We start from the raw sequence: 14,449 nt of genomic DNA on the forward strand, positions 1-14,449 counted from the left end.
GTATTTACTATTTGACAATTTACTATTTACTATTTGATACTCTGAGAAGTTCAGGAGTATGGGTAGGCTTGTTGCCTTTTCCACAGCGCAGCCCAAATAGTAAATTGTCAAATAGTAAATCCCCACAGCGCAGCCCAAATAGTAAATAGTAAATTGTCAAATAGTAAATCCCTTTATGTCAGAAAAAGAACTAACCTTTTGGGACCACTTGGACGAGTTGCGCCGGGTGTTGTTTCGTGTACTCGGTGTGTGGTTTGTATTGGCTATCGGTTATTTTATTGCCATGCCTTATCTGTTTGACAATGTGATATTGGCTCCTTGCCATAACGACTTCATTTTCTATGACTTGCTGCGCTGGATAGGGCAGAGACTGGACTTGCAGGATGAATTCTTTACCCAGGAGTTTCATGTGAAGCTCGTCAATATCAATCTTGCCGCACCGTTCTTTGTCCACATGTCTACCGCTTTCTGGATGTCGGTGGTAACGGCTGCTCCTTATATTTTCTATGAAATCTGGCGCTTTGTAAGCCCTGCACTCTATCCAAACGAGCGTAAAGGGGTGAGGAAAGCGCTGGGTATAGGTACGGTGATGTTCTTCATCGGTGTGTTGCTGGGGTATTTTATGGTCTATCCGCTGACATTGCGTTTCCTTTCCACTTATCAATTGAGCGCAGCCATCGAGAATCAAATTTCCCTGAACTCGTACATCGACAATTTCATGATGTTGGTGCTTTGCATGGGACTGGCATTCGAACTGCCGCTGGTGACATGGCTGCTTTCCCTGCTGGGACTGGTGCACAAGACCTTTTTGCGGAAATACCGCCGTCATGCTGTTGTCATCATTGTTATTGCCTCGGCCATCATTACTCCGACCGGTGACCCGTTTACCTTGACAGTAGTGGCGGTGCCGCTTTATCTGCTCTATGAGTTGAGTATCCTGATGATAAAGGATAAAAAGACTGATGATGAAGCGGAAGAAGTGGAGACAGAGGAATGATGGATTGTGAAGTAAAGGAATATTTTAGTATATTGCTGGAAGCCTGCCACGTTGAGGAAATCTCCTTGGACGTGGCCTATCGGCAATTGCGCGAGTTGCTGGAGCGTTTGTGCCGTACACAGATGTCCGACGGCAGCTTGCAGATGACAGACCTTTCTGCACGTATCAGTTTCGTGGCTTCGAAGGTCGGACTTTCCACCGTGGAACAGAACCGTCTGCATACCTTCCGGCTGACCTCCAATGCTATTCTGAACCGCCAGGCGGAACCGCAACGTGAACAGTTGTTGCGTGATGCCAAGACACTGGCATTCTTTGTCAAGCGCTTGACGGGGGAGGAGATACCTGCCGAACTTTATCGCCTGCTACCCCGTGCGGATGCCACCTATATAGTGGCACCGCCCGCCAAAGAACGGATAAAGCGCATGCGCGTCTGTTTTCAGTATGCCGATGATACTTATTTATATGTACTGCCCGTAGACACTGTAGCCGATGAGCCGTTGCGTGTCCGTTATAATGTACCTCAGATTAATGAAGAGTTTGCAGAAATCTGCCGGATTCTGTGGCGGCATGCCCAGGTCAATCTGCTGGATGTTACGGTGGACGAAGTCGGCATACTCACCCCTTCCTTTATTATACTTGAGCCCGATTACTTGATAGACATCAGTTCGCTTGCCGAATGCTTCAAGGATTACGGGCATCATCCTGCCAATTATATCCTGGCACGGCTCCAGTCGCCAGACAATACCCGTCCGTTACTGTTGGGTAATATTGCCAACCTCTTTCTGGACGAATGGATTCATGCCAAGGAGGCACCCGATTATTTGGCATGCATGAAGAAGGCCTTCCGTTCTTATCCCATCGAGCTGGCAGCATGTGCCGACCTGCGCGACCGGGAGAAGGAAGCTGAATTCTTTTCCGATTGCAAGCGCCATTTCGATAATATCCACCGGACGGTGACAGAAACATTTCGTGCATCCGGCTATGAGCTCGATAGGACTGATGCCGTGCTGGAACCCTCTTACATCTGTGAAGCATTGGGTTTGCAAGGGCGTCTGGACTACATGCAGCGGGATATGACCTCGTTCATTGAAATGAAGTCCGGTAAGGCGGACGAGTATTCCATCCGTGGTAAGGTGGAGCCTAAAGAAAACAATAAGGTGCAGATGTTGCTCTATCAGGCTGTGTTGGAGTATTCTATGGGAATGGACCATCGACGTGTAAAGGCTTATCTGCTCTATACCCGTTATCCGTTGCTTTATCCGGCGCGTCCTTCGTGGGCAATGGTGCGCCGTGTGATGGATGTGCGTAACCGGATTGTAGCCAATGAATATGGCATCCAGTTACGGAATAGCCCACAGTATACGGCAGAGCGCCTGAAAGACATCCATCCGGATACCTTGAATGAGCGCGGTTTGGACAATACCTTGTGGAAACGCTTCCTTTGCCCCTCCATCGATGCCGTAGCGCAACGCATCCGTTCGCTTTCGTCGTTGGAACAAAGCTATTTTTATACGCTCTATAACTTTATAACCAAGGAACTCTATACCTCCAAATCTGGAGATGTGGATTATGAAGGACGTACCGGTGCTGCCGCCCTCTGGCTTTCCACACTGGCTGAGAAATGTGAGGCAGGTGAAATTCTGTACGATTTGGCTATTTGCGAGAATCATGCGGCAGATGCGCATAAACCGTATTTGTCACTCAGAACGAAGCAAATGGTTGCTTCCCGGCAGGAGCGGGTTCTGCCCAATTTCCGTCAGGGTGATGCGGTGGTTCTTTACGAACGGAATACGGATACCGACAACGTTACCAACAAGATGGTGTTTAAAGGTAATATAGAGCGCATATCCGATAACGAGGTCTGTATCCGTCTTCGTGCCACTCAGCAGAATGCGGGTGTATTGCCTGCTGCTAGCCTTTATGCCATAGAACACGACTATATGGACACCTCCTTTCGTAGCATGTATCTGGGACTTTCCGCTTTCCTTTCTGCCACTCAAAGACGGCGTGATTTGTTGTTGGGGCAGCGCCCTCCCGAGTTCGATGCTTCTTTGGATACTGGTATTGCGACCGCTCCGGATGATTTTTCGCGGATTATTCTAAAAGCGCAGGCTGCCCGCGACTATTTCCTTTTAATCGGTCCGCCGGGTACCGGCAAGACCTCTCGCGCGCTGCGGGGCATGGTAGAAGCCTTTTACCGGGAGGGGAAACAGATTCTACTGCTTTCGTATACCAATCGTGCTGTAGATGAAATCAGTAAGGCGCTGGCTTCCATTGAGCCTGAAATAGACTTTATCCGTTTAGGCAGTGAGTTGTCTTGCGATGACTCATTCCGCCCGTATCTGATTGAGAATGTGTTGGAATCTTGTGCCACTCGGCGGCAGGTGCAGGAGCGCATTGCCCGTTGCCGTGTTTTTGTCGGTACGGTTGCCACGCTTTCTTCCAAGACCGAACTTTTCCGGTTGAAGACTTTTGATGTAGCGATTGTGGATGAGGCTACCCAAATTTTGGAACCACAACTGCTGGGATTACTCTGTACCCGCAATCCCGCAGGCGCGGATGCCATCGGCAAATTTATTTTGATAGGTGACCATAAGCAGCTACCCGCAGTGGTCTTGCAGTCGTCCGAGCAGTCGGAAGTGTGTGACGAAGCTTTGCAGGCCATCGGATTGTATAATTTGAAAGATTCCCTTTTCGAACGCCTTTATAGGAATCTCTCCAAGGAAAGTGCCAATCGCCAGGCATCAACCTCTCATTCTTCATCTTTTATCCCTCATCCCTCCTACGACATGCTCTGCCGTCAGGGTCGTATGAATATCGAGGTAGCTTTGTTTCCTAACCGGGCTTTTTACGGTGGTCTGTTGGAACCGGTTGGTCTGCCGCACCAGCAGGGAGAGCTGATTCTTGCTCCTGAGCTGTGTGATTGTGAGTTTGCCGGCTTGCTGACTCGTCGTGTCGCTTTTCTGCCTGCCGCAGTCGAACCGCCGGCACAGTCGGCCAAGATGAACCATTCGGAGGCGCGGATTGTGGCACGGTTGGCAGCGGCTATCTATCGGCAGTATGCAGCTGTTTCCGGTTTCAACCCGGCTGTCACTTTAGGTGTCATCACTCCTTATCGCAGTCAGATAGCCTTGATTAAGAAAGAGATTGCTGCTTTGGGTATTGCTCCTTTGGAGGATATATTGGTAGACACCGTGGAACGCTTCCAAGGTAGCGAACGGGATGTTATTATCTACTCTTTCTGTGTGAACCGGGCTTATCAGTTGAAGTTTCTGGCAAATATGACGGAGGAAAACGGTACTCGGATTGACCGGAAATTGAATGTTGCCCTTACTCGTGCCCGCAGGCAGATGTTTATGACAGGAGTGCCGCAACTATTGAAACTTAATCCTATTTATGCCGAGCTCTTGTCTGTAGTTTGCCATTCGTAACCGTCTTATTTAGTAAATCTTAAATATTTTCTGCTTCTTTATAGAGTTTATTAATAACGCTGTGTGAGATAAACCATTATCTTTGCATCACGTTTTTTTCATAGAGATTTAGATTTAAGGTTAGAAGAATTGTGGAAGTCGTGAGACTTCCCTTTTTTTCATCTTAAATTGTGTTCCATTTACAGTTTTTTGTTTTTGACTGTAATTGAACGAAGAAAAGCCATTTCGTGAGAAAAGGCTTTTTTTGTGCGGAGTTTGCAAGGCATGTAATGCAGTTTGCAAACTCCGCATGATTCTGAATATCTATATAGAGACTTCTGATTAGTCCACTATAATCGGTTTGTACTTCGGAACCAGTGCCTTCATGATGCACCAGCCTATCAGGTAGGACACTGCACATACACAGAAGATGATGAAATATCCGGCAGGCTTGCCCTGGAATCCAAGAAATACCATTTGTGTCTTGTCGGCATAGTCGAACAGCAAACCGGAACTCATGTTGATAAGGAATGAGCTGATACCGCCCGCCATACCTCCGATTCCCACAATGGTGGCAATGGTGCTCTTGGGAAACATATCACCTACCACAGAATAGATGTTGGCCGACCAGGACTGATGGGCAGCGCCTGCAATACCTATGATGATAATCGGGAACCAATAGGCTTGTTCGCCAAATACTTCCTTGTTGCCCAATGGCTGTGCAAACAATGCCAATAGCGGGAACAGTGCAAAGATGAACATGGCCTGCATGCGTGCGGCGTAGGGGTTCTTACCGGTTTTGTTGATAATGATGGTGGGCAATTTCCCGCCATAGACGGACAACATCGTGATGGCATAGAGCACAAAGATAAGCATCTGTGCCGTGGGAGTATCTGAGGAGAATCCGTAAACGTCCGAAATGTATGCGGGTGCCCAGAAGAGGAAGAACCACCATACACCGTCAGTCATGAATTTGCCGAAAAATACAGCCCAGGTTTGCGGATATTTGAAACATTGCAGGAAAGAAATGCTCTTTTCATCCTTGGTTGTCGGAGTAGTCGCCTTTTTATCCTCCTCATTGTCTTTGTCTTGTTCTATATATGCCAGCTCAGCTGCGTTTACGTGTGGATTTTCATCAGGTTTCTTGTACATGAATATCCACAGTCCCATCCAGATGAAACCCAATCCGCCGATAACGATAAAAGCCATTTCCCAGCCGTTGCCCACGCCCATGCGTTGGAAGTAGCGGGCCAGGGTGGGGATACACAATGGGGCTATCAGTGCTCCGATGGTAGAGCCGGCATTGAATATGGAAGTGGAGAAGGCACGGTCTTTCTTTGGAAAATATTCGGCAGTCACCTTGATGGCGGCAGGAAAGTTTCCTGCTTCACCGATGCCCAGTATGATACGGGCGGCAATGAAGTAGTAAACGCTGGTGATGGCTATGGTAGAGGCCAATGCACCGGTAGCGCTAATCATGTTGGCGGCATTTTCAATGCCGAGGGTCATTTCTGTGGCAAGTCCGCAGAGGGCGTGCATACAAGCGCCGATAGACCATACGGCAATGGCCCATAAATACCCTTTTTTCGTTCCCATCCAGTCGATGAAACGTCCGGCAAACAGATTGCCTAAGGCATAGACAATGGAAAAGATAGCTGTGATGTAGCCGTAGTGTGTATCGGTCCAGTGGAATTCGGGGGAGATGAAATCTTTCCAGGTCAATGAAAGAACCTGGCGGTCGAGGTAGTTGACGGTTGTCGCGAAGAATAGCATGGCGCAGATAATCCAACGGTAATTGGTCATCCGCCCTGCGGTGTTTTGAAATGTACTCATGATAATAGATTTATATTTTGATGCAAATGTAGGGGTTTGTGTGTTGTTCGAGGTGTAATATTGAGTAAAAAGGATGTAGAAAATGACAAAAATAGGCATGGATTATTTAAGTCCATGCCTATCGGACGTTGCAGGGCAACTTTATTTCATATCGATGTATTTGATTTCGTCTTTGTCGCTGTATTTCAGGTTTTCACCGCCCATACCCCAGATGAAAGTATAGTTGCTGGTTCCGGCAGCAGCGTGGATGGACCATTCGGGAGAAGTGATGGCTTGTTCGTTGTGCAGCCATATCAAACGTTCTTCCTGCGGTTCGCCCATCAGGTGACAGATAGCGTTGCCGGGTTTCAGGTTGAAGTAGTAGTAAGCTTCCATGCGGCGAGTGTGCGTGTGGGCAGGCATGGTATTCCATACAGAGCCGGGAGCCAGTTCCGTGAGTCCCATCTGCAACTGGTTGGTACCGCCGTCTTTCACTCTTTCCAGTACATCTTTCACAATCAGCTGGTTTACGATACGGTCGTTGCTGTCTTCCATTTTTCCATAATGGTCGGAGATGCCCAGTGCATATTTCTTGGGGTTGGCTTTCTGAAGCTTGGCATCGGTGGTAATCAGCTGAGTAACATAGGGTTTGTAGGCCGGGGCCGAGTTGATGTAGAACTTGGCGGGATTGGTAGCGTCGTTGCTCTTGAAGGTTACTTCCTTATTTCCGCAGCCTACGTAAAGGGCTTCCTTATACTTCATGGGGTATTCCTTACCGTCTACAGTAACCACTCCGTCACCGCCGGTATTGATGACACCCAGTTCGCGGCGTTCGAGGAAGTAAGTGATTTCCGGACCCAGTTCACGGAACACTTCCAACTTCAATGTCTTGTTCACCGGCATGGCGCCACCGTAAATCAATCGGTCGTAGAGGGTGTAGGTTACGTTGATTTCATCCGGAGCCATCACTTTGTCCATCATGAATCTGCTGCGCAGAAGTTCCGTGTCATAATGCTTCACGTCCTGCGGATGGCAGGCGGTCTGCACTTTGTAATTCACTTGGGCATTGGCTGCCATGGCAGCTGCTCCCATCATAAATGCAAGTACTAACTTTTTCATAATCCGTTACTATTTAATTTTTAACTTTTAATTTTTGATTGATTTCTGGTATTTGATGATAGCACGACGGTTCATAATCATCAGGAACAATGTGCATAATACAAGGATACCGGAGCCTATCCATTTCAACGAGTAGGTCAGGTGGAAAATGACCCAAGCAAAGGGGCTGGATGCAAAATCCAGTGCGCCGCCTTCAAAGCCGGCGGGGATATTCACGGCAGCATCTTGTGTCTTCTCGTATACATCGTGGGCTGCTTGTGTGAAATAGGGGGCGAGGTCTGTTACGAAATAAAGACCGATGGTCAGTACAACGAGTCCGATGATGAACGTCTTTACTACATTTCCTTTCGTGATGGGCAGTACCAGCGGGAAGAGGTAGAACATTCCGGCCAGCGACGCCAGAGGCAGGAACTGGTTACCCGGCAGGATGACAGCCAGCAGTATGGTTACGGGAATCAGCAGCAGGGAAACCACCAGCGTTGCAGGATGGCCGATAACCAATGCGGGGCTCATACCGATGTTCAGGCCGACAGCACCTTTGAACTTCTTGGCAATCAGCTCGCGGGTAGCATCAGAAATAGGCTTCAAGCCTTCGATGAACAAAGCGGTGATACGCGGAATCAGCTCCATTACGGCGCCCATCTTGATACCCAAACCTAATATATAAGGTATCTTGTCTACCAGTTCCTGACCGTTCTTGCAAGACAAAGCACCGATACCGCAACCGACCAGAATACCCAGGAACAGAGGCTCACCCAGCAAACCGAATTTCTTCTTCATGCCTTCCGCATCAATGTTCAATTTGTCAAAACCGGGGATTTTGTCCAATGCTTTATTGATGACTACGGCAAATGGAACGAAACCTGCGCAGAAAGGCTGGGGAATGGAGATACCCTCCATCTTGTCGTAGAATCCCTGGAATTTGTCGGCGGTATAGTCGGCCATAATCAGGGTAATGATGTAGCAGATAATAGCGGCGAAGAAACCCCACCAGATATTGTCGCTGGCAAAATAAACGACTGCGCCGATAAATGCGAAATGCCAGTAGTTCCAAAGGTCGATATTGACCGTACGGGTCGTTTTCGTTAATAACATCAGAAGATTTACTCCCAAACATACCGGAATGATGAATGCACCCACCGATGTGTTATAGGCTACAGCCGCAGCTGCAGGCCATCCCATATCGAATACTTTCAACTGAAGACCGTAAATTTCAACGACTTGGCTCAGAGCAGGACCGAGGCTGCTGGTCAACAGCGCAGTGACAACTGACAGACCTACGAAACCGACACCTACCAGCAGACCACTCTTTAGCGCCTTACTGAATTTGATGCCGATGCATACTCCCAAAATTGTAAAGATTATAGGCATCATCACTGCTGCTCCTAAGCCGATGATATAGCCGAAAACTTGTTCCATTCTCTTGTGATTTAATTAGGTAATTGAGTTTGTTTTTGCAATAGTATGAATTAAAAACCGGGTCAAAAATAAGACCTTTTCTCAATTAATCAAACTCGAAAAGCATAATTATTTAGTAAATGGGACAATTTTGGACGAAATTGGTCGTTATCGTGCACAAAATTGCTCGTTTTCGTACACGAAAACCAAATAATACACTCTCTGCATTGAAAAGTATACATAGGAAAAACAACAATTTTGGGTGGAGTGAACTTTAATCCAGTTTACTGTGTTATTATAAGACATTGAAACAAACCGGACTATAATGATATATTTGATTTTTTTATTGGCAATAGGACTATTGGTCGGATGGAGCTTATGGAAAGCTCCATCCGATATTGATTTATGGGGAAAAGATTTAGAGGATTGATAGTTATATTGGTTATATTCTGAAAATTTAACTATATTAGCGCCTGAAAAGCATAAATATGGCGCTAAATCTGATAAAAAAGGATAAATCCCACTCTGTTGTAAGCATTAAGCTGGATGAGCAAGAGTTTCATAATATTTTTAAGGAATATTATGCGGCGCTTTGTTCTTTCGCGTTCCAATACATGGAGGATGCGGATATGTCAGCAGATATAGTACAAGACGTATTTGCCAAGTTGTGGCAGATAAGAGACGATTTCTTTTATCTTCATCAGGTGAAAGCTTTTCTTTATACGGCCGTACGTAACCATGCCTTGAACGAACTTGAGCATTCGAAGGTAGCTCATGAATACGAGCAAAAGATTATAGCCAAAAAAGCAGATGCTTTTTTTCGTGATGCGATTGTGGAAGAAGAGACTTTCCGGATTCTGTCAGAAGCTATAGAGAAACTTCCTACCCAAATGAGAGCCATCATGCAGTTGGCTTTGGAAGGCAAAAAGAATGCAGAAATAGCAGAGCGTCTCAATGTCTCTCCCGAAACGGTACATACTCTTAAAAAAGTGGCTTATAAAAAGCTTCGTGCATTCCTTACCGATTATTATTATTGCCTTCTGTTATTTATCTAAAAGCACATTTTTTTCTATTTTTTCAAAAAAAAGTCTTTATCGATTCACCATGTTTTCATTTTGGCTTGTATTATCATTAAAGATAGACTAAAACATGCCAAATTATGATAAAAGAGTACTTTCATATAGCTCATCTTATTTCCAGGCACCTATCCGGTGAAGTAACACCGGAAGAAAGCCGTTTTTTGGATAAATGGCGCAAAGAGAGCAAAAGCCATGAGCAGCTTTTCCAAAAGATTTGTAGTGATGAACATTATGTACAGCACGAAATTCGTAAAATGGAGTTTGATTCGCAGGCTGGATGGAAAGGTGTCGAAACACGTATCAAGAGGATGGAGCTCAGAAGGAGACATTTGAAACTGTTACGGTACGTTGCTCTTTTTATTGCACCAGTGCTGATATTGGTTTTTGCACTTCAGGATATTTCTGTACCCCATGTCATGGATGGCAATCAATTATTGGCTGCCCAGCAAATACTGCCGGGTGGAGCCAAAGCTATTCTTACATTGGATAATGGGGAAACGGTTTATCTGGATGAGAATGCCGATGGGCGGCAGTTGCAGTTGGCTGGTAAACAAATACAGATAGATTCAACGACCTTGAACTACAGCGCTGCAGACGGGCAGGTTGTGCAGTCAGCTTTGGTATATAATAAAGTTGAAGTGCCTCAAGGCGGTGAGTATACACTTGTTCTGAATGATGGTACAAAAGTACATCTGAATTCAATGAGCAGTCTACGTTTTCCGCTTACTTTCGAAGCTGGGAAGCGGGAAGTGGAATTGGCGGGAGAAGCTTATTTTGAAGTAAATAAGACCGGTCATCCCTTCACTGTATCGACTCAAGGTATGCAGATTGAGGTGTTGGGAACAACTTTCAATATTTCGGCCTATCCGGGTGAAGAATATCAGGCGACTCTTGTCAGTGGTTCTGTTAAGGTGGACACCGGGGAGGGACAGAGTCTTGTCTTAAAACCTTCACAGCAGGCATCATTAATTCCCGGGAGCGGGAATATACAAGTGCGTACAGTAGATACTGCCTTCTATACATCATGGGTGAAGGGAAAAATCAATTTTAAAGATCAACGGCTGGAAGATATTATGAGAATCCTTTCAAGGTGGTATAATATTGAAGTGGACTATTCAGACGAAGCGTTAAAGAACCTGCGTTTCGGTTGCTATGTGAACCGTTATGAGGAAATAGCTCCTTTCCTTGAGCTACTGGAAGCGACGGAAAACATACATGTCAAAATCAACGGTAAAACTATTATATTCTATAAATAACCATTTAATAATTTAATTATGACTAAGGAACAGAGCTACACCAGGTTTTGGGAAGGTAGTAAACGTATGTGGATTACATTCCTGTTTTTCAGTTTTATTATGATTGGCTTTGTGCAGGCCGCCAATACGGCGTTTGCCCAGACAACAGTTACTGTAAATGTGCAGGACGCCACTTTAAGTGACGTGTTATGGGAAATTCAACGCCAGACGGATTTTACTTTCATTTATAGTACAAATGACGTAAAGAATGTCAAGGTACGTAATTTGAGTGTCACGAATGGAAAAATCGCAGCAGTGCTGGATGAATGTCTTAAGAATAGCGGATTGGCTTATGTCGTAAAAGACGGGGCCATTGCTATCCGTCCAGCCAATGAAGTGAATGCTGTGAAGGCAGTAGAACAAGCTAATGTTATTTCCGGAACAGTGGTGGATGAGACCGGTGAGCCCGTCATTGGAGCCAATGTTTTGGTCAAAGGTACTACAAACGGTCAGATTACCGATTTGAATGGAGGTTTCTCTATCAAGGTGGAGCATGCATCGGCTACCTTGCTTGTCTCTTATGTCGGCTATGTTCGTCAGGAAGTGAAAGCTACTTCGGGTAAGATATTGAAGATTGTATTGGTGCCGGATGCAAATATGATGGAAGAGGTGGTTGTAACTGGTTACGGTACATTCAAGAAATCTGCTTATGCGGGTTCGGCTGCCAGTGTGAAGAATGAAAAGATTGCCGATGTGCCTTCCGTTTCTTTCCAGGATTTGTTGCAGGGAAATGCTACGGGTGTACAGTTTACTTCTGCTTCCGGCCAGCCGGGTTCTTCAGCTTCTTTGAGTATTCGTGGTATGGGCTCTTTCAATGCCTCCAACTCTCCGCTGTATGTTATTGATGGAGTGCCCGTTACTTCCGGTTCGATAAACTCCATCAGTTCGGATGGTGGTCTGGATGCCATGTCAACCGTCAACACTTCGGATATTGAGAATATTACGATTATCAAGGATGCCGCTGCTGCATCACTCTACGGTTCGCGCGCTGCGAATGGTGTGGTTCTGATTACGACGAAGAAAGGTAAAACCGGTAAGGCTTCTATCAGTTTGAAAGCCGATTGGGGATTCAGTGACTTTGCTATGGATTATCGTCCTACTTTGAGCGGAGCAGAACGTCGCGAATACATATACAATGGTATGGTGCTTGGACAACAGCGCAGCGGCAAATCGGATGCGGATGCCATAGCTTATGCTGATAAGAATATCGACAAATATGCTCCGGTTCCCTGGTGCGGCTATACGGATTGGGGAGATTATCTGTTCAAGAAAGGAAACCATTCCAGTTATGAGGCTTCCATATCCGGAGGAACCGACAAATTCAAATACTATTCTTCATTGTCCTATCTCAACCAAGAGGGCATTGTAAAAACATCGGGTCTGGAAAGAATTACCGGACGTTTGAATGTTGATTTTCAGGCTACGGATAAATTGAAATTCGGTGCCAACATCATGTTTACCAATCTGAATCAGGATGTATATAGTGAAGGAACCGGTTATACTGCTCCTTTCTACTCCAGCGTAAGCAAATTGACGCCTTCAGATCCGGTTTACAATGAAGATGGAAGCTATAACCAGGACTTGATTTCGTTGTCAAGAAGAAATCCCGTTCTTGCCCAGGAGTACAATTACCAGCGTGAGTATGTTACCCGTATGTTCAATACGATTAATGCCGAATATGAATTTATCAAGGACTTGAAGTTAAAGTCTATTTTGAGCTATGACTATAACATCAGTAAGGGTAAGGAATGGAAAGACTCCCGTACCTCCGACGGTGAGAAGAATAATGGTGGAGCCGAAAAGGCATATAGTGAATATAACAAGTTGGTGTGGTCAAACCAGTTGACTTACAAGACTACTATCCAAAAGGACCACAATTTAGATGCCCTTGTCGGATATGAAATCGATTCCAAGTACAATGATTTCTTGTCGGGATATGCTACTAACTTCCTGACTCCGATAAAGAATGACATTGCCAACGGGCAGACTTTGGAGAGCATAGATGGTTCTTCCAAGAGGTCAAGAATGGTTTCTTACATCACCCGTCTCAACTATGACTACAAGAACAAGTATTATCTGGGTGGGAGCTATCGTATGGATGGCAGTTCACGCTTGCACAGAGATAATCGCTGGGGAAGTTTCTGGTCTGTTTCAGGAGCATGGCGTATTATCGAAGAGGATTTCATGAAACCCACGTCCAAATGGCTGACCGATTTGAAACTCCGTGCATCCTACGGTGTGAATGGTACGTTGCCCTCCGACTTATACGGCTATATGGGCCTGACAAGCCTTAGTGGCGGCTATATGGAGAATCCCGCATTGATTCAGTCGCAGATTGAAAATAGGGATTTGGAATGGGAAACGAATTACAACCTGAATATCGGTCTGGATTTCGGCTTCTTCAACCGTTTGAACTTCACTTTGGAGTACTATACCCGTACTACTAAGAACCTTTTGATGGACTGTCCCGTATCTATGACTACCGGTTTCAGTTCCTATCTGATGAATATCGGTGAGGTGAAGAACCAGGGTGTGGAATTGGAAATCAATTCCAAGAACATTGTGTCCAAAGACTTTGACTGGTCTACCTCTTTCACCCTTTCGCACAACAAGAATAAGATTGTGAAACTGGACGGCGAACAGACCCAGATTATCAGCGGCTCGCAGATTCACATGATTGGCAAGTCCTACCGTACATTCTACATGATAGAATTTGCCGGAATCAACCCCGAGACCGGTGCACCTCAGTTCTATACCAACGACGTGGACGAGAATGGAAACTATATTAAGGAAATCACAGAGAATAACAAGGATGCCAAAGCCATTCCTCTGAAGAAACATGCCGAGCCCAATGTGACCGGTGGTCTCTCTAATACTTTGCGTTACAAGTGGTTCGATTTGAGCTTCATGTTCTCTTATCAGTTCGGTGCTTATGGATATGATAACTGGGCACAGAAAACAGAACATGGCGGCAAGGACTTTACTCTTAATATTCCGGCCTATTATCGTGACAATTGGAAGCAACCGGGAGATATCAGTAAATATGAAGTGTTTATAGAGAAGCCGGCGGTAGCCATGAATGGCGTTACCACTACCCGCCGCTTGCACAGCACGGACTTTATCCGTCTGAAAACGTTGACTTTCGGTGTGACCGTTCCTAAAACATGGACTCGGAAAATCGGCGTAAACAGCCTGCGCCTTTACGCATCTGCCAACAACTTGTGGACTTGGGCGGCTTACGATTTCTATGATCCGGAATCAGTCAGTGCAGGTACAGCCGGCTGGGGAACACCTCCTTTGAAAACAGTAACTTTCGGTCTTAATTTGAATTTCTAACCT

Annotated in this window: 8 protein-coding genes; 5 read left to right on the top strand and 3 right to left on the bottom strand. The window is 45.8% G+C overall.

The genetic code is table 11. From position 1 onward, the window contains the following. Nucleotides 1-175 precede the first annotated feature (175 nt). Nucleotides 176-997: a twin-arginine translocase subunit TatC gene (tatC, locus tag DXD78_RS01230; RefSeq protein WP_005835227.1), complete on the top strand. Its 822-nt coding sequence runs from the start codon at nt 176-178 to the stop codon at nt 995-997. Further along, nucleotides 997-4,428, top strand: coding sequence for a DEAD/DEAH box helicase (locus tag DXD78_RS01235; RefSeq protein WP_199607932.1), 3,432 nt, complete (start codon nt 997-999; stop codon nt 4,426-4,428). The genes tatC and DXD78_RS01235 overlap by 1 nt, the downstream gene beginning before the upstream one ends. A gap of 321 nt (nt 4,429-4,749) precedes the next feature. Here DXD78_RS01235 and DXD78_RS01240 read toward each other — a convergent pair whose 3' ends face one another. The 3 genes from DXD78_RS01240 to DXD78_RS01250 all read right to left on the bottom strand — a co-directional run bounded on the left by DXD78_RS01240 (nt 4,750) and on the right by DXD78_RS01250 (nt 8,757). Continuing rightward, complete coding sequence (locus tag DXD78_RS01240; protein WP_034523103.1) at nt 4,750-6,240, bottom strand: MFS transporter; 1,491 nt, start codon at nt 6,238-6,240, stop codon at nt 4,750-4,752. A gap of 141 nt (nt 6,241-6,381) precedes the next feature. Beyond that, the gene (gene kduI, locus DXD78_RS01245; protein WP_005823932.1) at nt 6,382-7,338 is read right to left on the bottom strand and encodes a 5-dehydro-4-deoxy-D-glucuronate isomerase; all 957 of its coding nucleotides are present in this window, start codon (nt 7,336-7,338) and stop codon (nt 6,382-6,384) included. 27 nt (nt 7,339-7,365) lie between these two features. After that, the gene (locus DXD78_RS01250) at nt 7,366-8,757 is read right to left on the bottom strand and encodes a PTS galactitol transporter subunit IIC (RefSeq protein ID WP_005823931.1); all 1,392 of its coding nucleotides are present in this window, start codon (nt 8,755-8,757) and stop codon (nt 7,366-7,368) included. 467 nt (nt 8,758-9,224) lie between these two features. Between DXD78_RS01250 and DXD78_RS01255 the strand changes: the two genes are divergently transcribed. The 3 genes from DXD78_RS01255 to DXD78_RS01265 all read left to right on the top strand — a co-directional run bounded on the left by DXD78_RS01255 (nt 9,225) and on the right by DXD78_RS01265 (nt 14,446). After that, nucleotides 9,225-9,791: an RNA polymerase sigma-70 factor gene (locus DXD78_RS01255; protein WP_005823929.1), complete on the top strand. Its 567-nt coding sequence runs from the start codon at nt 9,225-9,227 to the stop codon at nt 9,789-9,791. A 104-nt stretch (nt 9,792-9,895) separates the two neighbouring features. Next, nucleotides 9,896-11,071 (top strand): FecR family protein, encoded by a 1,176-nt coding sequence (locus DXD78_RS01260; RefSeq protein ID WP_022402340.1) that lies wholly within the window; start codon nt 9,896-9,898, stop codon nt 11,069-11,071. Nucleotides 11,072-11,089: 18 nt separating this feature from the next. Beyond that, complete coding sequence (locus tag DXD78_RS01265; protein ID WP_117652465.1) at nt 11,090-14,446, top strand: TonB-dependent receptor; 3,357 nt, start codon at nt 11,090-11,092, stop codon at nt 14,444-14,446. Nucleotides 14,447-14,449 lie beyond the last annotated feature (3 nt).

It is taken from the genome of Bacteroides sp. D20 (assembly GCF_003436255.1).
Taxonomy (GTDB): Bacteria; Bacteroidota; Bacteroidia; order Bacteroidales; family Bacteroidaceae; genus Bacteroides; species Bacteroides uniformis.